Genomic DNA, 18437 nt, shown 5'->3' on the forward strand with positions numbered 1-18437 from the left:
TTCGACCCTGATCTTATCCATAACTTAATGAGGATTCTTCATGCCACAAGTTAAATTGAAAGAAGGCGAACCAGTAGACGTAGCTATCCGTCGTTTCAAACGTTCATGCGAAAAAGCTGGTGTTTTAGCTGATGTTCGTAAACGTGAATTCTACGAGAAACCTACTCAAGAACGTAAACGTAAAAAAGCTGCTGCTGTTAAACGCTACCAAAAGAAATTGGCGCGTGAATCAGTACGTACTACTCGCCTTTACTAAGATTAATTTGTGATTGATTGACTCACCTGGACAGATAAATGACTACTTTAAAAAACCAAATAACTGATGTTTTAAAAGCAACAATGCGTGCTAAAGAAATGGGTAAGTTAACGGTAATTCGTGGTCTACAGGCAGCAATCAAGCAAATCGAAGTCGATGAGCGCATAGAGCTTGACGATACTCAGGTTCTTGCGGTCATTGAAAAGCAAATCAAACAACGTAAAGAATCGGTCAAAGCCTTTGAAGGTGCAGGCCGTGAAGATTTAGCTAGTAAAGAACAAGCCGAAATTGAGGTGTTATCTCAGTTTCTACCTGAAGCTATGTCAGAGGACGAGCTTGATTCTCTCATTGCGCAAACTATTACTGCGCAAGGTGCAACTAGCATGAAAGATATGGGTAAGGTGATGAATTCTCTACGTCCGATCATAGCCGGACGTGCCGATCCAGCACAAGTTTCAGCAAAAATTAAAGCAAAACTTGGCTAAACCCAACGTTCTTAAATCTGAATTTCTGTTTGATTTGGTCTATTTAACAACTTAAATAAAAATTATTTTGCAATGAAATAGTTTCTTGTTAAATAGCCCAAAATCGTCAATCTACAATATCACTTAATTTATTTTCTATCTGATAATGGCAAATATCTCTAAAGCCACCATCGACTGGATTTTGTACAGATTGATATTGAATATCTTTAAGTAAAAACCCTGCTTTTTCACATAATTTTCGTGCCAATATATTTTCTACATCGACATAAGCATTTAAACCCAAAAAATTCCATTTCGAGAATAAACTACTTACAAATAGTATTAGCGCTTGTGACATGTAGCCTTTTTGCTTAAATTTTGAGTTTCCCCAAAACCCAATAGATGCAGTATTTTGCAACCAATCAATTGCATGGATATCGATAACCCCTAAAAAATCATCAGTTTCTTTTAAACGGATAATAAATACAAAGTTCTCTTTATTTAATAACGCCACCAAACGAGATTGACAAAATGCCATTGAAGCTGGCAAATTAGGTTCTTCCAATGCCCATACTAAACTTGCAAGAAACTTTCTAAGCTCGGTTAAACTATTTTTTATTGCACTATATAAATCTTCAGCATCAGATACTTGAATGATGTTGAGAACAATCTGATCATTTTCAATTTGAAATTGGTTAAAATCCATAAATAATGTGGCTCAGATGTAAGATGTTAAAGATAAACCTATTTCAAATCACACTGAATATTATATTTTTTAAGTAACTGCATTTCAGGTGACAACATCACTTTATCAATCACATTTTGTTTGGTCATAGATTGCGCTGATGGTGGGAGGTATTGACGATTTTCATCTGTCGTTTTATACATATCATCGACATATTTTTTAACAATGCCACAGAATTGTGACTCTTGTTGCGGGTTAAACTGGCTCAATTTCGGATCTAGACTACGTAAAAAAAATTTCATATCTGCACTGTATTGCGCCGAAATACGCTCAACTTCTCGAACATAGCTTTCTGGTACTGCTGCAAATGTTGAGTGAGCATAGAAAAAAATGCTGAATGCGATTAAAATTTTCTTCATGTGAATCAAATACTTTATTATAACTTTAAGTGATTTTAGCTTAACCTGTTCAAGCAAGAATAGAAAGTAAATTTTCTTTAATGGCTCATTTAAAATCACCCATTATTTTTAGTTTTTTAACTCAAGTTTTAAGTTCTTTAAATCAAGCTTTTAAATTTTTAACTTTCGTTCATCTTGCATCACCTTTAAGCGTGTATCGATACGGGCACTCATCGCATTATTTTCTTTAGCTAAACGCTTGGCATGTAAAAGTGATTTAATTGCATTTTCTTCATCACCAGACCAATATTGAACTTCCGCCCTATTTCTCAGCACATTGACTGTACGCATTGGATTCTTTTTATCTAAATTTGCCGCTTGTTGTAACAATTGCCAGCCAATAATGTCCTTATTATTTTTATTCACAAAACGGTTGACCAATTGCTCGGCTTCTTTGGGTTTCTGCTGTCGAATATAAACTTCGGCTAATTTATAACTTAATGCACGATTTTCTGGGGTTATGATTTGCTTGCTGATGATGGTTTGATAGGCATCATCTAATTTATTTCGCCCTAAATAAATATAAGTTTGAATCAAGGTAACCAAAGTATGTTCTGCGTTAACCTTCTTGGCTAAATTCAGCTGCGTCTGCGCATTGTCATAATCACCTTGCAGCAAATAAAATTCGCTTAAAGCCAATAAACCCGCTAAATTATTCGATTGTGCTAAAGCCAGCAATTGACGGTCAGTGGCTTGTCCCGAAATTACTGCGGTATACCATTTAATAATATCAAAATCAGATTGCTGGGCACGAAAAGGAACTTTTGGGAACTGATTTGCCCTTAATCTTGCTTCACTCATACGCTCTGTTGTTAAGGGATGAGTTAACCAAAAATCAGGTAAAAAACTTAAACGACTGGTAGAACGATGCATGGTTTCAAAGAAATCAGCCATACTTTCTGGGTCATATCCAGCCCCGTACATAAACTGCATACCGATCCGATCAGCTTCACGTTCTTGATTTCGGCTATAACTGAGCTGCTTGTCCATCAATGCAGCTTGTGTACCCATCATCACCGCGCCACCAATATCACCATCCGCTTTGGACGCCAATGCAGCACCGACGATAATTCCTGCAAGCGCCAATAAACCTTGACCTTTAAATGCTTCCTGCGAACGGCTGTAATGACGTTGTGTGACATGGGCAATTTCATGTCCCATTACACTGGCAACTTCATCCATATTACTTGAAGCTGTAATCATCCCACTATTTAAGGCAAACATGCCCCCAGGTACTGCAAATGCATTGATCTGAGCATCTTTGATCACCACCAAGCCTACTGGCTGTGAAAGCTGGGTCTGACTGAGAATTTTTGAAAAAACCAGCATAAACTGATCTTCCAGCCAAGGGTCTTGCAGAACTGGCATTTGCTGTTGAACTTGACGATAAACTTTTTCACCAATGGTTTTTTCTTTTTGTTGATCAATAAATCCCACCCCACTGCCAATTTCAGGTACTTCAAATTGAGTACTATTTTGAGTTTGCAGAAAATCATCAGCTGAGCTAATTGAAGTGCTTAAGCAGAGACAAAGGCTGAGGAAGGTCTTGTTCAATTGATCGTCCCAATTATTTTAATATTCTAAATATAACATTGAATTTAGTACAAATTCGCAATGAAGTGTTAGGGGGCTGTAAACATTTCATATGTAATTTGCATTGTCAGCAAACATTCAACATCAACTAGAAGTTTTCATTGACTAAATATCTTGGTGTGCGTTGTTCCAAAGCATCGACTAAATTTTGAAAAGCCAGTTCCGCCATTTTCTTGCGCGTCTCGGCAGTTGCTGAGCCGATATGCGGTAAAGTCACGACATTATCCAACTCAAACAATGGCGATTGTTGCAATGGTTCTTTTTGGTATACATCTAGACCCGCAGCAAAAATTTGACGGTTCTGTAAAGCCTCAGTTAATGCCTGTTCATCCACTACTGAACCACGCGCAATATTGACAAAAACAGCATGCTTTTGCATCAAGGCAAACTCTTGAGCACCGATTAATGCTTTAGATTGGCTATTTAAGTCTACCGCAACCACAACAAAATCAGCTTGTTTTAACAGTGCTTCAAGACTTTTATATTGTGCATTAAACTGTTGTGCAACTTCGATTTTTTCACGGCGATTATGATACAAAATATTCATATTAAAGCCATAAAATCCACGTCGTGCAATTGCTGCACCGATATGACCTAAACCAATTATTCCTAAAGTTTTACCAAAAATTTCTTGACCAAATTGTGTCGCATTGACTGTACGTTGCCACTCACCTTGTTTGGTCCAGTGATCTAGACTCGGTACTTTACGTGCAGCACTCATCAACAAAGTAAACGCTAAATCCGCAGTCGTTTCGGTCAATACGTGTGGTGTATTCGACAACCAGATTTTCTTTTGATTTAAATAATCAACATCGTAATTATCATAGCCTACACTGACAGAGGAGATAATTTTTAATTTTTCTGCAGTGGCTATATTGCTTTCATTAATCAAACGACCCGCACCAATCATTGCGTCTGCATCAACAACCGCTTGACGAATTTGTGCATTGATATCGCCTTGCTTAGGATTCAATACAACCAACTGATATTTTTCTGCTAATTTTGCTTGAACTTCTGAGTCGATTTGACTAAATACAACCACTTTTTTATTCATATCCCAGAAAACCTCTCAGTACAGATCTTGAAAACTAATTCAGTTTATTTTGCATAAATTGCCATAGACGGCGTTTTAATAAAGGTTGCTCAATCATCTCTTGTAGACTTGCCAATTCAAACATTTCAGTATTGTTTAAATAAGGCAATTGACCAAGACTGATGACTTTACGCTCTTGCCTTAAAGCATCAACAAACCCTTGGATATACATCGCAGCCCCTCTTCCATCTTGAAGCTGCAACATTGGAAAAGGCCATTTTAAATCATAAAATTGCCCTACAAGCGCCTGCTGAATATTGCCCCATAGTGTTAATTGGTCAGCGCTGATTTGAGTACAATCGACAAAGATGACACAGCTTTCAATGCAATAGGCTTGGATTTCAAATGGCGCAATTGGTAATGCAGGCTCGACAATAAAGTTTGTCTGTTGCTGAATTTGTTCAGGCGCTGAAATTTCTTCAGTTTGCTGTGTTTCTGGATTTCGTTTTAATAAAGAAACTTCAGGCTGATGTGCTTTTTCAATCTGTGACGGCTGTACATTTTGATTTTCTAATTTTGCATCAGATTGAGTTGAATGCGTGTTCAACTCAGGCACAACAGCAATATCCCGTTCAACTTGAGCAATATCACGGTATAGCGCATTTTCATAATGACGTGTTTGAACATCAACCTTGGGGATCCAAAGCTCTATTCCCATCGTAGCCAAAATGCTACGCTGATGTTCTGATACGTTCATATTCATTATGGATTCAATACACACTATTCAAGCTATATTTTAGCTGTGTTTTGACTTTTTTGTCGCATTAATCAAAGTAAAAAAACACGATAAATTAAATTTAAGCGCAAGAATATGTTACATGCTGATTTTAGCGACAATCGTTGAGCACCAACTCACTATAAAGATGTGATTAAAATTCCGTACTTTGCCGTAAGATACATCCCCTGACGAATGATATCTGTACCATTGGCATGATGAACTTTGAGTTCTTGAGTCAACACATCAAATTGAAAGGCATCATAACAATCTTGATGTTGGCATAACCAATTTAAAGTATCAGCAAGATGTTCATCGACAATATAATTTTCAGCTAAAAAATCTTTAGACATTATGATTCAAAGACAATAAAACAAGAATAGGGTTATTCTAACGTAAATTTAACCATACTGAAAAAACCAAGACAGCCTTAAGCAATAAAATAAAACAGCCATATGCAATCAAACAAGGACATCTATCGCCATAAGATTGAATGAATCAGCTTGAAAAACTAGATTTTTATTATTTTCATTTAGAGATATAACGCTTTCTAAATATCACCATATTTTATCGAATGATCATAATACAGTGATATTTTGAGATAGCTTCTAGAAAATTAATGATGAGCACCACACTTACGACACTCTTTAACCACAATATTATGTCCAATTTCATATTCAAAACTGTGGATACACAATAATTTTCTGATTTTTTGAAACATTCTAAAACTCCTTTTAATATCTCACGTCAATATAGTTTCATCCTAAAACATCAATGCCTTAACAAGACATGTAATATGTTTAGCACATATACATATATATGAATAATACTTTTTCCTAGTTCTTTAGTCTGATACCCCCAATTTCATCATCAAATTTTCAAATTGTGATAATCCAACTAAGTTATTGTTTTTTATTGGTTAAAACAACAAAAATGTTGCAAAAAATATTGTTTTTAAGCTTGATTTAATCTGACTTTTATATAGGATGAAATGATAGCTTTTTCTATTTAACAAATTTTTTCACTTAGAAAGCTTCTGAGAAAAATACAATTTAAGCCTATCAACAAGATTATAAAGGAATTTTATATGCAAGGACGTATGATGCAGCAACCATTATTAATCAGTAGCCTCATTGAGCATGCTACGCGTTATCATGGTGATACTGCGATTATTTCAAAAAATACCGATGGCACGATTACAAAGACAGATTGGACACATGTAAGCGAGAATGCGAAACGCTTTGCCAATGCACTTGCTGGACTGGGTTTAGGCTTAGGTGACCGAGTTGCAACGATTGCATGGAATAATCATCGTCATCTTGAATCTTGGTATGCAATTTCTGGAAGTGGCTTGGTCTGCCATACCATTAACCCTAGACTCTTTCCTGAACAATTGATCTTTATTATCAATGATGCTCAAGACAAAGTGGTGTTATTTGATAAAACCTTTTTACCACTAATCAAAGCAGTGAAAGCCCTTACCCCTCATGTAGAACATTTCGTTTATCTGGGTGCTTTTGACCAAGATATTGCCGATGCCCTCCCAGATGTTAAGTTCTATGATGTGCTGATTGCAGAACATTCTGTACAGTACGAGTGGCCTAATTTTGAGGAAAATACTGCAAGCTCTCTATGCTATACCTCAGGGACAACAGGCAATCCAAAAGGCGCATTGTATAGTCATCGCTCAACCATTTTACATACCTATGCGATCGCGCTACCCGACTCTCTAAATTTATCTGCAAAAGATATTATGTTACCTGTGGTTCCCATGTTCCATGTCAATGCTTGGGGTACACCTTATGCCGCAGCAATGGTTGGTTGTACGTTGATACTCCCGGGGCCGGGTTTAGATGGCGCCAGCTTAGTACAAATGATTGATGAATATAAAGTCAGTATTGCACTTGGTGTACCGACTATTTGGCAAGGCCTGCTTGCCGCAGCAAAACAATCTGGCAGCACTCTTGAAAGCCTTAAACGCAATGTTGTTGGCGGTTCAGCTTGCCCACCAGCGATGATGAAAGCATTTAGAGATATTTATCATTGCGAAACCATTCATGCATGGGGCATGACTGAAATGAGCCCATTGGGTACAGGTAATCAGCTCAAAGCCAAACACTTAAATTTAAGTGAAGAAGAACAGTTCAAAGTTCGCCTATCTCAAGGTCGACCACCTTTCGGCGTAGATTTACGTATTACCGATGAAGAAAATGGCACACATGAAGTTGCTCGTGATGGACATAGCACGGGGAATCTGCAAGTAAAAGGCCATTGGATTATTGAATCTTATTATGGCAAATCAGAAAAAGCATTAAGTGCCGATGGTTGGTTTGATACTGGTGATATCGCCACGATTAATGAAGATGGCTATTTGCTTTTAAGCGATCGTGCCAAAGATTTAATTAAATCAGGTGGTGAGTGGATTTCTTCTGTTGAGCTTGAAAATATTGCCATGAATCATCCTGAAATTGCGATGGCTGCCGTCATTGCAGCAAACCACCCGAAATGGGATGAACGCCCAGTGGTGATTGCGATTAAACAGCAAGGCACTCACATTACTGAGCAAGATCTACTGGATTACTATGCTGATAAGATTGCAAAATGGCAAATCCCCGACAAAGTCATTTTTGTTGAATCCATTCCTTTAACAGGGACGGGTAAGATGTTAAAGCGTGATTTACGTGAACAATATGGTGATGTGCTATTAACTGAATAACACCATTGAAGTGCTTTAGCGTGTAACGCCATCTTCAAATCAGTTTTAAAAGCCCAATATTTCATTGGACTTTTCTATTTCTAAAAAATTAGATATTCAACCCATGATCAGCCTTAAATAATCAGTGTAAATCAGCAAAACAAATGCAATATAAAGATCTTTAATATACTCACCTATTGGCTTTGCAATAGCATGTGCAAAATCTTTGCACTACTCATATTCCATGCATTTTACGATGTGCTTTGTTTAGCTCAATGATTCATCTCATTTGATATAAATATAAAAAACTCGGATCGTAATCCGAGTTTTTCAATATTGATCAACTACATTTCAATGCCAATTGCATCTAAAATGTTTTATCCATATCTAGAATCTCCAATGATAGAACACGTCAATGGCTTTTTCTAAAGACTGGCTGGCTTCCAAATATAAACGTTTATTCATTTGATAACGTAAAGTCAGTTTATTCACTGGTGTAAACACCCCCACACCATAACGAATATACAAGTCTGGCGTAATATAACCCGTCAAACTGACCTGAGTATCATCGCCTGTACCTTGTGCATCAAATGACAAACCACTTAAACCAAATGTACGTCCAATTTGGTTGGTAAATGCACGTGTTCCACCTAGCCCCAAACTGATCCCTGCTGCTGCAATCGTATTGTTTACATCCGATTTAAATCCTTCAGCATTACTTAAACCACTGGACCCTTCATTAATACGTCCTGTAATTAAAGCATTCATCGCTTCCTGATCAGACAAACCAGCATCATTATAAACTTGAATGTTTGGACTAGAAGCTGTGCCTGTAATACGTAGACCTACCGTACTGCCAGAAATACTCTTATTGGTATCGACATCCAATGTAGGATTAGACAATGGGCCATTAAAACGAGCAATGGCACGATTTAAGTCTAAGCGCTGACCATAAGCCTCAACGGTTACTTTTTGACTGACACCAATCGCACCATTGGCACGCATTGCAGTTTCCAAACCACGTTGAGAAAGATAAAGACGCCCCACCAATGGAATACGACTGTTAAAGCCTTGGAAAATAACTTTATCGCCCAAGTTTACTGAAACATCGGCACGTATAGACCACGGCTGTGCTGCTTTAAGCACGGCCAGCTGATTTTGACCTTCTTTTACAATACGGACATCAGGTGACACATTGACTACGGTTGCACTGGATTCAGGCATTGAAATTAATGCACTAGGTACATCAACTTTACCTTTCACGGTCAGTTTCTTACTTAAAGGTAAAGCATCCAGTTCAATATCGGTATCGACAACCGCAGTAATCAACGGTGCTTGACGAATCAGCAATTTATCGCCATTGAGACGTAATTGTATATGTGGATCATTTTTCCAATCGATACTGCCATTAATTTTACCGACACCACGACCACTGTTAAATGCACCATTAATTGTTGCAACGTCTTGACGAATTGAAGTGTAAATCTGAACATTATTCAAATTCACAGGCAGTGAAATCATACTAATTTCACCATTTTTCAAGCGCATTTCACCATCAAACAATGGTTGTGTCAGCGTACCGTTAATTTTTCCTGCAAGCGACAAAGTCCCATCGAGTTTACGTACATCGGCAATAAATGGCTTTAAGATTTTCAACTGAACTTCATTAAATGCCACCTCACCACGCATCGGCTTAGACTCGACATATGGGTTGACAATGAGGCTGGCATAGCCTGTTCCGACATTCGGTGCTTTTAAATCAACACGCAACAACAAGCCATCTTTTATGCTTTTCGCAATTACACTGGCTTCGTCATAGTTCATCGAAGTTGAAGGGTCATTTGGATCTTCTGCAGCAATACCAATTTGCCCATTCCGGGTAACCAGCTTAGCATCTAGCTTAGGTTGTGCACCTTTCGCCCATGATGCTTTTGCATAACCATTTAACTTACCCGTCAGTGCCAAACCTTCTGGCATAAACGCGGCAAAATCATTCAGATCTAAATTTTTAGTAACAAAGGAAACATTACCATTTTGCTGACTTGCGCGGATCGGTTGATCAAAACACAATTGGCTTTGCTGACTTGACCAACAATGCTGTCCAACATATAACTCCGATTTTGAGGCGTTAAAAATAACAGGTGCATTTTGTTGTTGTAATAAATGTGCTCTTACTGAGTCAAACTCACCTTTTTGAATCTGACCTAACCAATCATTTTGCGCATTAAATCCACCTGCAAGCTGCACATAAAACTTAGAATAATAGTTCCATGCTTGAAGCTGTAATAAATGTGCTTTACGTGTTCCAGAAAGTGTAATCCCTGCATGCTGAATCTCACGGTTTCCGCTGCGTAAAGTTTCCATTTGCGCCACCATTTTCGACGCTACAGTTTCAGAGGTTGGCAATTCACCCTTTAAGCTTAATTTTTTAATGCTTAGACTATCATTAAAACTAAAATTATCGACTGTGAGGTTTGCAGTTGCACTTAAACGCGGTTGTGCTTGTAAATTTAAATAACCATATGCTGTACCACGTAATCCTGGATAAAGTTCATATAATGCAGGTGCATTAACTTTTAATCGTAGATTCTGTGCATTTCCTGTAGCCTGAACTTGGTTATTGGCATAAGACAAAAATAAGTTGTTGGCTTCAAATTGCTGTGGCATCAAGCCTTTTAAATCAGAATTTAAAACAACTGCAAGGTTACCGCGTCCTCTCAATGGTTTGCTATTGATCATGCCTGCAATATTCAATTGTTGAATATTAATTCTCTTCAGACGATCTGACCAATTCCCCTGAGTCTTCACATTCCCAGAAACTTCACCACGCACAGAAGAAACAAAATATTGCGGTTTAAAACGCACCAAAGATGCGTTGATATCCCAACCGATGCCATTGCTGATATGCACCAAGCCATTGGCTAAGATTTTTCCTGCAACACCATCATGCTGTAGCTCAGATATTTTAATTAGCTCTGGTGTACCCGCAACTCTAATCTTTAATAAGCCACTGCCTTGTTTCAGCTGTGACGCATTTAATGCGCCATCATAATTCACTGCAAAGCCTTTAAAAGCACCACCTGCATTGGCATCGTTAAAAATAACTGCGGCTGTACTTTTACCAGTCAATTGGATTGTTTCAGGGTTGGCTTGATTTGCAAGTCGGCCGGTTAAATTAATCGCATCAAAATTAATCAATTGTTGATTTGGTTTTGCAAAACCATTGGCTTTTATCTGCCCATTGATTAAATCTACTGGTGCTGTTGCGACAATACTTTGTGGATTAAAATCTTTTGCATTGAGCAAGGCATTCCATTTTAACTGGCGTTTTTCAGTAGGTAATTCAACGATTGCATTTCCAGATAAACTACCTTTCGTTGCCACATATTCAAATGCTGGTACGTGTAGATCATTGCCTTTTAGGTCTAACTGAGCTGTGTATTTGCCCTCAGGTAAACTGCCTTTTTCATGTTGACGTACAACGGTTGCCACATGAATATTTTGCTGATCGTCAACCAGTGCAACTTCAACCTGACCTTGTTCACTGCTCAACCAGCCCACATAAGGCACTGCTCGGTCAATATTTTTCCAGTTAACACCCAATAACATCGGTTCAGGCTTTTTACCCTTTTGTTCAGCTTGATCTAATTTAACGTTCCAAGCTTCATATTTATCAAAATCAACATTGGCGGTTAAATGCATGCCTTGTTTTAATTCGCCCACTGAACCAATTTTGGCATCAAGCGAAACAGGTAAAAAGTCTCGAATCACTTGTGGGATAATTTTATCTTTTGGATTGATTCGATCTAAACGGCCTTGCACATCCCAATGCACATGATCTTGCCAACTGACCAAACCTGCAAGATTTAAAGCACCACCCATCAATTGACCATTTAAATTATTAATATTCAACTGATTGGTTAAATCGGTATGTGCTAAAGCGGTATATTGACCTTGTGGGATATTTTTACCACTAATGTCTGTATTGATATCTAAGCTTAAGCCTTTAACATCGCCTTGAAATTTCGCCAAGCCATTTTTAGACAGTAATTCTTGTTCCTGCAACAACGGCCAATGATAATCTTTAAAAACCAAAGCACCATTCATTGGAACATCATGACGCATCGGATGGATCACCGCCCAACCCGTTAAAAGATCGGGCGTTTTAGTCGCAACACCTGCTTTAATTGTGTCGAGTGAGCCACGCGCATGTACATAAATATCTTCAACATTTAAACTTTTTAAACTTGGGATCCGCAAAATTGCCTTGGCATTCAGCGGATAATCGCCTTGTTTAAAGTTCATATTACCTGTCGCGTCTTTTACAGATAAATAGCCCATGTCCATTTTAGAGTTTTCAAACTTCAACTCTGTACCCGACCACAATGCATTTTCTAAATGAATATCGTTAAAATCAATTTTTGTAGATGCGGTTTGAAACTGCATATGATCTACATTTGCTTCATCTAAACGTAAAACAAAGGGTAACTTGATTTCGCTAAACTTAAAGGGTTCATCGCTTGGTGGTGTTTTGCTGATAATTCTTAAATTGTTAACATCAGCATGGCTCAGATGAATTTCTTTATCTAATATTGCGCGCCAACCCAAGGAAACATCTGCACAATCAATTTTGACATCAACTGCAGCGAGAGTGACCAAAACATTTTTAAGTATAATCCCTTGAAGCAAGTTACCGCTTTCATATTGGTAATCAATAATTTTCTGGCTTGAAGCAACCCGATCCAATAAAAACTTACTGCCTTTATCGGTACTAAACATCACAGCCAATGCAGCAATCAATAAAATAATGACCAAAAGCAATGACATCAGAATATTACGCAATATATTGCGCTTCTTCGGTGTCTGCTCTTGCTTTAGTTGATCATTTTGAACATCTTGATGTTCTTCATCAGCCATAATATTTCCAGTAATTCTCTTATATTTTTAGTTAATTAAAGTTGTGAACCAATAAAGAAGTGCAGTCGAATTGGACGAGCAGGATCTGAAACACCTGATGCAACATCAATACGAATTGGACCAATTGGTGACTTCCAACGGATTCCTAAGCCTAAGCTATATTGGGTATCGTTACTAAATGATTTATCGTAAGCATTACCAAAGTCACTGAATATTGCGCCACGCCAACCCTCTTTAAATTGGTAGTTGTATTCCAATGAACCGACAGCCAAACCTTGACCACCGACTTTATAGCCATATTCCGTTGGGGATAGGCTCTTATAATCGAAGCCTCGTAAACTCTGGTCCCCACCAGCGAAATATCTTAAATTATAAGGAACTTGTTCAAAATCTTTGGCAAAAATATAGCCGACATTCAAACCACCAACAACCTGATGATTATCATTTTGACCAAAAGAATATAAACCTTTCCAATCTGCACTGGTGATCGCCATATCCGTATCTGAAAGTAAAGATTTACTGCCAAGCTGAATTTTATAACTTTGCTTATATCCGCGTGTTGGATTGATCCGATTATCACTGGTTGTTTTGGTTGCTTCATAACCCAACAACAATGACTGCTGTTCTTGATTTGAACCAGGAATTAAAAAAGCATCAGGAATATTGGCAATATCTACAGGACCATTTTGAGTAACACGGTCTAAACGGTAACGCACACCAAGAATATGCTGCCACTCTTTTCTTGAACCTTTAATAATACGGTCTACCCCGGCTACCGCAGACTCAATAACCAAATCCATGTCATTACCAATACCATCACGGGTTTCTCGTTCATAACCCGCAACCAAACTAAAGTAATCATTTAATGGATGTTTATAAGGAATGTTATAGCGAGCATCAATCGCTTGACGAATTTGTGACAATTCCATATTGGCATCAAAAGAATGCCCTAAATGGTTGACAATCGCACGTCTATATTGGCTACGTAAACGTACCCCTGTATCGGTCCCATAACCAATACCTGTTTCTAAACTGTTTAAGCGATCCGCATTTAAAGTCACAATCACAGGAATCTTTTTATTCTCACGTGCCTGATCTTTTAATAGATCATCATCGGATTCTTTTTCTTTCTGTTGCGCTTGAAGCTGCTTTAAGTTTGGATTGACTTCTTCACCTTGCGTTCCCGCAAACTGATTTTCATTGACCACATTTTGGGTCACTTCTTTATCTGACAAATGTGCTTTATCGGCATTGGTTTGCGCAGACAATGTTGTTTCAGTGATTTTTTGCTGATCTACTAAGGCTTGCAGATCAGCAGGAAGCTCAAGTGGTTTTACAATTGCATCCGGTTTAATCGCATCAACCAAGGTATAGTTAAAATAACGTGAGTTGGTTAAGTTATTGGCCAAACCATTAACACGCCATGCAGTGTAATCCGCACCATCTTCCCACGGCGCTAAAGTTTTTAAGATTTTTAAATCGATTGGGAGCGGCTTAGAAGGATCACTCATTCTGAACTCTACATCTTCGAGTTTATAACGATCGCCCGTTTCGTATTTTAAATCAATTTTGGCTTTGTTTTGTGGTTGTTCAACTTTGACATCATGTAAACGCCAATAACCATCAAAAAATCCATTATTCGATGCTGCATCTACTATTCGGCTTTTGGTAGATTCATAAGCACCATGATTGAGAATATCTCCTTCTTCTAAATCAGGAAGTACGCCAATAACTTGGAACTGTGCCAGTTTAGAGCCAGCCCCTGTAAACTCAATATTTTGTTCAGCCACTTTGACTGGATCATGTGGAGTGACTTTAACCCCTAAATGAGTATCATCAATTTTAGTAAACTTGAATTCTGCATTGTAATAACCTACTGCTTGGGCAGCCTGTACCGCCAATGTTCTTAACTGTGGCACCGAGCCATTAAAATCAGAATATGCTTCTTGGGTAAAGGTTCCTAATTTTGCTTTTAAGTTAGTTGCAAGAACCGTAGGCGCACCTGTTACGGAAACACCGATTTTTGGAATAGGTACACCGTTGTCTTGCGGTCCACGGATTTTATTGACTAAACTTTTAAAGAAACCAGGTTTAGCTTTTTCTTCATCAGTATTGCTCTGTGTATTATCAACCAAGGTTTTACCCGATTGATTTTCCTCTACAGAAATTTTATTGTCTGCACGAATAGTTTGTATAAGCTGATCGACATTGACTGGCGCTTGCGTAATTTCATTCAATTCTTGCTGGGTCGCATTAGTCACTTCAACTTGAGGTGCTTTGGTCACCCCATTACGAAAATTCTGTGCATCCGTTTTCGCATCTTCTGCAACTTTATAAATTTCATTTGCCAACGATTGATCCACAGCAACAGCAGGTAACTCTTCAAGATCTTCAAATTGGATCGGCTTAAAATCATCTTGCACCCCCATATTTTTTTCTTGTTGTTCAAGCATTTTAACGCTATCAACTTGATCCGTTTGTTGAGCTTGTTGAATTTTCTGATCTAACTGGTCGATCTTTTCGTTGGGTACGCCTTGTTGAATGGCCGCTGATTCTAATTGTTCTTGAGTATTGCTGATTTTTTCAGAACTTGTACTGATGGTTTCAGAGCTTGATGGCAAGTTCTGATTGCTTTGTATTTGATCGGCATAACTGACAGGGATCGCAAAAACACTTAAAAAAACACTTGAACATATCAGTTTATTGATATGATAACGGTCAAAGTGTAAATGTACACTATGTGAAAGCACAGATTTTTTAAAATTAATTTTTGCTGGCATACCAAGCTCGAATGACCTAAATTTATTTGTAGAAAGATCAATTATTAAAAATCTTTCAAATACCCAAACCAATTGGTTTTACACATGATTTAAGTTAAAAACATGATACATGATTTTGAGAGATAGTTACCATTTCAACACATTTCTTATATATAACTAAATGAAGTCGTCTACAATGGAAAAAAATGAGCATATTTTAGGGACAAGACGTTTTTTACCGATGTTCCTTACCCAGTTTTTTGGCGCCCTGAATGATAATGTTTATAAACAATCATTATTACTCGTCATTACCTATGGTTGGATTCATCATCAGTCTGCCAATATCAGTACACTCAACAATCTCGCTGCGTTACTGTTTATTCTACCCTATTTCATCTTCTCTGCGACCGCAGGTCAGATTGCAGATAAATACGAACGCTCATTTTTAGTCCGAAGTATTAAAATTTTAGAAATCATCATCATGCTGATCGCCTCAGCGGGTTTTTTATTGGGTAATCTTTGGATTTTACTCTTCGCCTTATTTTTAATGGGTACGCATAGTACTTTTTTTGGGCCAATCAAATATGCGATTTTGCCTGAAATTTTAAAACCCAATGAACTGATGTCTGGTAACGCCCTGTTTCAGTCAGGCACATCCATTGCGATTCTAATTGGGATGATTTTAGGCGGCGCAGTCATTTCGCTGTCACAAGGCAATATGATCTGGATTTGCTTAACCATCGTATCTATTGCAGTAGTGGGTTATTTATCCAGTCGTTTTGTCCTTAAACAATCTACTTCAAATGAAGACTTAGAAATCGATTGGAATTTCTTCCGTACCAGTTTCCAAACCATCCGCTATGCTAAAAGTTTACCGTTAATTTTTATCGTACTTTTAGGCAATTCTTGGTACTGGTTTTATGGTGCAACTTATCTCACACAAATCCCGCAGTTAACACAGCAAAACCTACATGCCAATGAAAATGTTGTTAGTTTATTACTTACATTTTTTTCTGTCGGCATTGGCGTAGGTTCGTTACTGTGCCGTAAAATTGGCGGTGCAGAAGTGAATATCAAAATGGTACCGCTTGGTGCGATTGGCTTAACGCTATTTGCACTCTATTTAGCAGCTAGTTTGGCTTTTGTTCCAGAACGTACTGGTGATCTGATTGCGATTTCTGATATGTTTAATTCAGGGGCAATTTATTATCATGTCATGCTTGCGGTGACCTTATTGGGCATAAGTGGAGGTTTTTATATCGTTCCACTTTATGCCATGATGCAAGCCTATGCCCCAAAATCTCACCGTGCACGTGTGGTTGCGGCAAACAATATTTTTAATGCAATATTCATGGTTTCATCGGCAATTTTTTCTATTCTCATCTTAAGTATTTTGAAAATAGATATTAAAATCTTATTCTGTATCACAGCTGTGCTGAGTGCTATTTTTAGTACTTGGTTATTAATTCGTTTAAAACCATTAATAGCGACAACTCAGGTTTCTTTGGAGGACTAATATGCGTCAATATACTGGCATCGATAAATTGATCAATTCATTTGACCAAGCTTTAAGAAGTTTAGTACCTGGTGCAACTTCGGCACAAAGAAGCAATCCGTCCAATGCAGTAGAAACTAAGCTGGCTGTCAGTGAAGCACGTCATGTTGCAGGCTTAATGCGCGTTAACCATAGTGGTGAAGTCTGTGCTCAAGCGCTTTATCATGGGCAAGCATTAACAGCCAAACTTCCAAATGTACGTCGTGAAATGGAATTTGCAGCAATTGAAGAACAAGATCATTTGGCTTGGTGTGAAGATCGTTTAAAAGAGCTCGACAGTCATACCAGTTTGCTGAATCCTGTATGGTACGGTCTTTCTTTTGGTATGGGTGCGCTTGCTGGCATTGCAGGTGATAAATACAGTTTAGGTTTTGTGGCTGAAACTGAACGCCAAGTCAGCTTACATTTACAACACCATATCAGTCAGCTTCCAGCTCAAGACGAGCGCTCACGTAAAATATTGGTGCAGATGAATGAAGATGAACTGCATCATCGTGATACAGCATTAACTGCTGGTGGTGTAGAGCTGCCTATTCCAGTGAAGATCACCATGACTGCTATTTCTAAACTGATGACCAAGACCAGTTATTTTATCTAATTTATCTAACAGTCTGATTTAACTGATTTACAGGCCCACTTGCTGGGCTTGTTTTTTAGCATTTTACTAAGTTCTGTTTAACCCACATTTTGATATAGAGATGTGGGTTAAAATAAAAAATTAGTCAGCAACACCCAAAAGTAATTTAGCTGTATTCGGTGGCAATTTTGCAGTTGCGACAGGCAATAAAGATGGATTGAGCGGATATTGAGTTCCATCAAATTTCAACATCACTTGCCCATGCTTTCGGCTATAAACCAGCACTTGCTTCCAACCATTATGCATATATGTTGTAGAGTAAACTGGCGTATCCACCAAGGTTGTTTTACTTAAAAAGTCAAACTGGTGATTAGATTTTCCTTGAAAGATCAGCATTGTACAACCACCAGACCCACACCAATCTTGCCCTTTTAAAAGCACGATGGCTTCATCTTGCCCATCTTGATTGAGATCATCAAATGCCACATCAAATAAAGCTTGATCTTGTGTATAAGCATTCACTTTTTGCTTAAGATTGTTATCCCGCTGTTGTAAGCTTTGCACTTCACTTACAGCTTGTACTGGTGTAACAGATTGTTCAGGTAAATGGCGACATGCACTAAATAAAAGCACACAACTGAATAATGCCAAGGGCTTAAAATACATTGTT

14 protein-coding genes are annotated in these 18437 nt (G+C 38.0%); 5 read left to right on the top strand and 9 right to left on the bottom strand.

The annotated features are described in order from the left end of the window. The first annotated feature begins 40 nt into the window (after nt 1–40). Nucleotides 41–256, top strand: a complete 216-nt coding sequence (gene rpsU, locus FY049_RS07960; RefSeq protein ID WP_001136722.1) for a 30S ribosomal protein S21 — start codon at nt 41–43, stop codon at nt 254–256. Nucleotides 257–294: 38 nt separating this feature from the next. Further along, nucleotides 295–741, top strand: a complete 447-nt coding sequence (locus tag FY049_RS07965; protein WP_004720970.1) for a GatB/YqeY domain-containing protein — start codon at nt 295–297, stop codon at nt 739–741. A 106-nt stretch (nt 742–847) separates the two neighbouring features. On the opposite strand, the gene FY049_RS07970 is transcribed toward FY049_RS07965, so the two are convergent. The 6 genes from FY049_RS07970 to FY049_RS07995 all read right to left on the bottom strand — a co-directional run bounded on the left by FY049_RS07970 (nt 848) and on the right by FY049_RS07995 (nt 5617). Next, nucleotides 848–1426, bottom strand: a complete 579-nt coding sequence (locus tag FY049_RS07970) for a GNAT family N-acetyltransferase (RefSeq protein ID WP_446083475.1) — start codon at nt 1424–1426, stop codon at nt 848–850. A 38-nt stretch (nt 1427–1464) separates the two neighbouring features. Next, nucleotides 1465–1824, bottom strand: a complete 360-nt coding sequence (locus tag FY049_RS07975) for a hypothetical protein (RefSeq protein WP_105712807.1) — start codon at nt 1822–1824, stop codon at nt 1465–1467. Between the two features lie 150 nt (nt 1825–1974). After that, complete coding sequence (locus tag FY049_RS07980; RefSeq protein ID WP_446083501.1) at nt 1975–3372, bottom strand: M48 family metalloprotease; 1398 nt, start codon at nt 3370–3372, stop codon at nt 1975–1977. A 172-nt stretch (nt 3373–3544) separates the two neighbouring features. Further along, entirely contained in the window at nt 3545–4510 is a 966-nt protein-coding gene (locus FY049_RS07985) for a 2-hydroxyacid dehydrogenase (protein ID WP_056510709.1), read from the bottom strand. Between the two features lie 34 nt (nt 4511–4544). Beyond that, nucleotides 4545–5252 carry a hypothetical protein gene (locus tag FY049_RS07990; protein WP_327858571.1) on the bottom strand — a complete coding sequence of 236 codons (708 nt, stop codon included), beginning with the start codon at nt 5250–5252 and terminating at the stop codon, nt 4545–4547. 152 nt (nt 5253–5404) lie between these two features. Continuing rightward, nucleotides 5405–5617 carry a hypothetical protein gene (locus FY049_RS07995; RefSeq protein ID WP_004720981.1) on the bottom strand — a complete coding sequence of 71 codons (213 nt, stop codon included), beginning with the start codon at nt 5615–5617 and terminating at the stop codon, nt 5405–5407. Nucleotides 5618–6351: 734 nt separating this feature from the next. Here FY049_RS07995 and FY049_RS08000 point away from each other — a divergent pair. Next, nucleotides 6352–7980, top strand: a complete 1629-nt coding sequence (locus tag FY049_RS08000; protein ID WP_004720985.1) for a long-chain-fatty-acid--CoA ligase — start codon at nt 6352–6354, stop codon at nt 7978–7980. Nucleotides 7981–8346: 366 nt separating this feature from the next. Here FY049_RS08000 and FY049_RS08005 read toward each other — a convergent pair whose 3' ends face one another. Both FY049_RS08005 and FY049_RS08010 read right to left on the bottom strand, forming a co-directional pair. Further along, nucleotides 8347–12876, bottom strand: a complete 4530-nt coding sequence (locus tag FY049_RS08005; protein ID WP_446083476.1) for a translocation/assembly module TamB domain-containing protein — start codon at nt 12874–12876, stop codon at nt 8347–8349. A gap of 35 nt (nt 12877–12911) precedes the next feature. Further along, nucleotides 12912–15656: an autotransporter assembly complex protein TamA gene (locus FY049_RS08010; protein ID WP_056510681.1), complete on the bottom strand. Its 2745-nt coding sequence runs from the start codon at nt 15654–15656 to the stop codon at nt 12912–12914. 175 nt (nt 15657–15831) lie between these two features. Between FY049_RS08010 and FY049_RS08015 the strand changes: the two genes are divergently transcribed. Both FY049_RS08015 and coq7 read left to right on the top strand, forming a co-directional pair. Further along, a complete protein-coding gene (locus FY049_RS08015; RefSeq protein ID WP_004720991.1) occupies nt 15832–17151 on the top strand; it encodes an MFS transporter in 1320 nt (439 codons plus the stop codon). A gap of 1 nt (nt 17152) precedes the next feature. Further along, nucleotides 17153–17788, top strand: coding sequence for a 2-polyprenyl-3-methyl-6-methoxy-1,4-benzoquinone monooxygenase (coq7, locus tag FY049_RS08020; RefSeq protein WP_004720993.1), 636 nt, complete (start codon nt 17153–17155; stop codon nt 17786–17788). 120 nt (nt 17789–17908) lie between these two features. On the opposite strand, the gene FY049_RS08025 is transcribed toward coq7, so the two are convergent. Then, nucleotides 17909–18433 carry a hypothetical protein gene (locus FY049_RS08025; protein ID WP_056510676.1) on the bottom strand — a complete coding sequence of 175 codons (525 nt, stop codon included), beginning with the start codon at nt 18431–18433 and terminating at the stop codon, nt 17909–17911. Nucleotides 18434–18437: the final 4 nt, after the last annotated feature.

The organism is Acinetobacter sp. 1125_18A (assembly GCF_052824985.1).

Excerpts from the sequence above, each read along its gene's own strand:
- FY049_RS08000 (WP_004720985.1), top strand. The coding sequence starts at position 6,352 with ATGCAAGGACGTATGATGCAGCAACCATTATTAATCAGTAGCCTCATT.
- FY049_RS07965 (WP_004720970.1), top strand. The coding sequence starts at position 295 with ATGACTACTTTAAAAAACCAAATAACTGATGTTTTAAAAGCAACAATG.
- FY049_RS07990 (WP_327858571.1), bottom strand. The coding sequence starts at position 5,252 with ATGAATATGAACGTATCAGAACATCAGCGTAGCATTTTGGCTACGATG.
- rpsU (WP_001136722.1), top strand. The coding sequence starts at position 41 with ATGCCACAAGTTAAATTGAAAGAAGGCGAACCAGTAGACGTAGCTATC.
- FY049_RS07975 (WP_105712807.1), bottom strand. The coding sequence starts at position 1,824 with ATGAAGAAAATTTTAATCGCATTCAGCATTTTTTTCTATGCTCACTCA.
- FY049_RS07995 (WP_004720981.1), bottom strand. The coding sequence starts at position 5,617 with ATGTCTAAAGATTTTTTAGCTGAAAATTATATTGTCGATGAACATCTT.
- FY049_RS07985 (WP_056510709.1), bottom strand. The coding sequence starts at position 4,510 with ATGAATAAAAAAGTGGTTGTATTTAGTCAAATCGACTCAGAAGTTCAA.
- FY049_RS08025 (WP_056510676.1), bottom strand. The coding sequence starts at position 18,433 with ATGTATTTTAAGCCCTTGGCATTATTCAGTTGTGTGCTTTTATTTAGT.
- FY049_RS07970 (WP_446083475.1), bottom strand. The coding sequence starts at position 1,426 with ATGGATTTTAACCAATTTCAAATTGAAAATGATCAGATTGTTCTCAAC.
- FY049_RS08005 (WP_446083476.1), bottom strand. The coding sequence starts at position 12,876 with ATGGCTGATGAAGAACATCAAGATGTTCAAAATGATCAACTAAAGCAA.
- FY049_RS08015 (WP_004720991.1), top strand. The coding sequence starts at position 15,832 with ATGGAAAAAAATGAGCATATTTTAGGGACAAGACGTTTTTTACCGATG.
- FY049_RS08010 (WP_056510681.1), bottom strand. The coding sequence starts at position 15,656 with ATGCCAGCAAAAATTAATTTTAAAAAATCTGTGCTTTCACATAGTGTA.
- coq7 (WP_004720993.1), top strand. The coding sequence starts at position 17,153 with ATGCGTCAATATACTGGCATCGATAAATTGATCAATTCATTTGACCAA.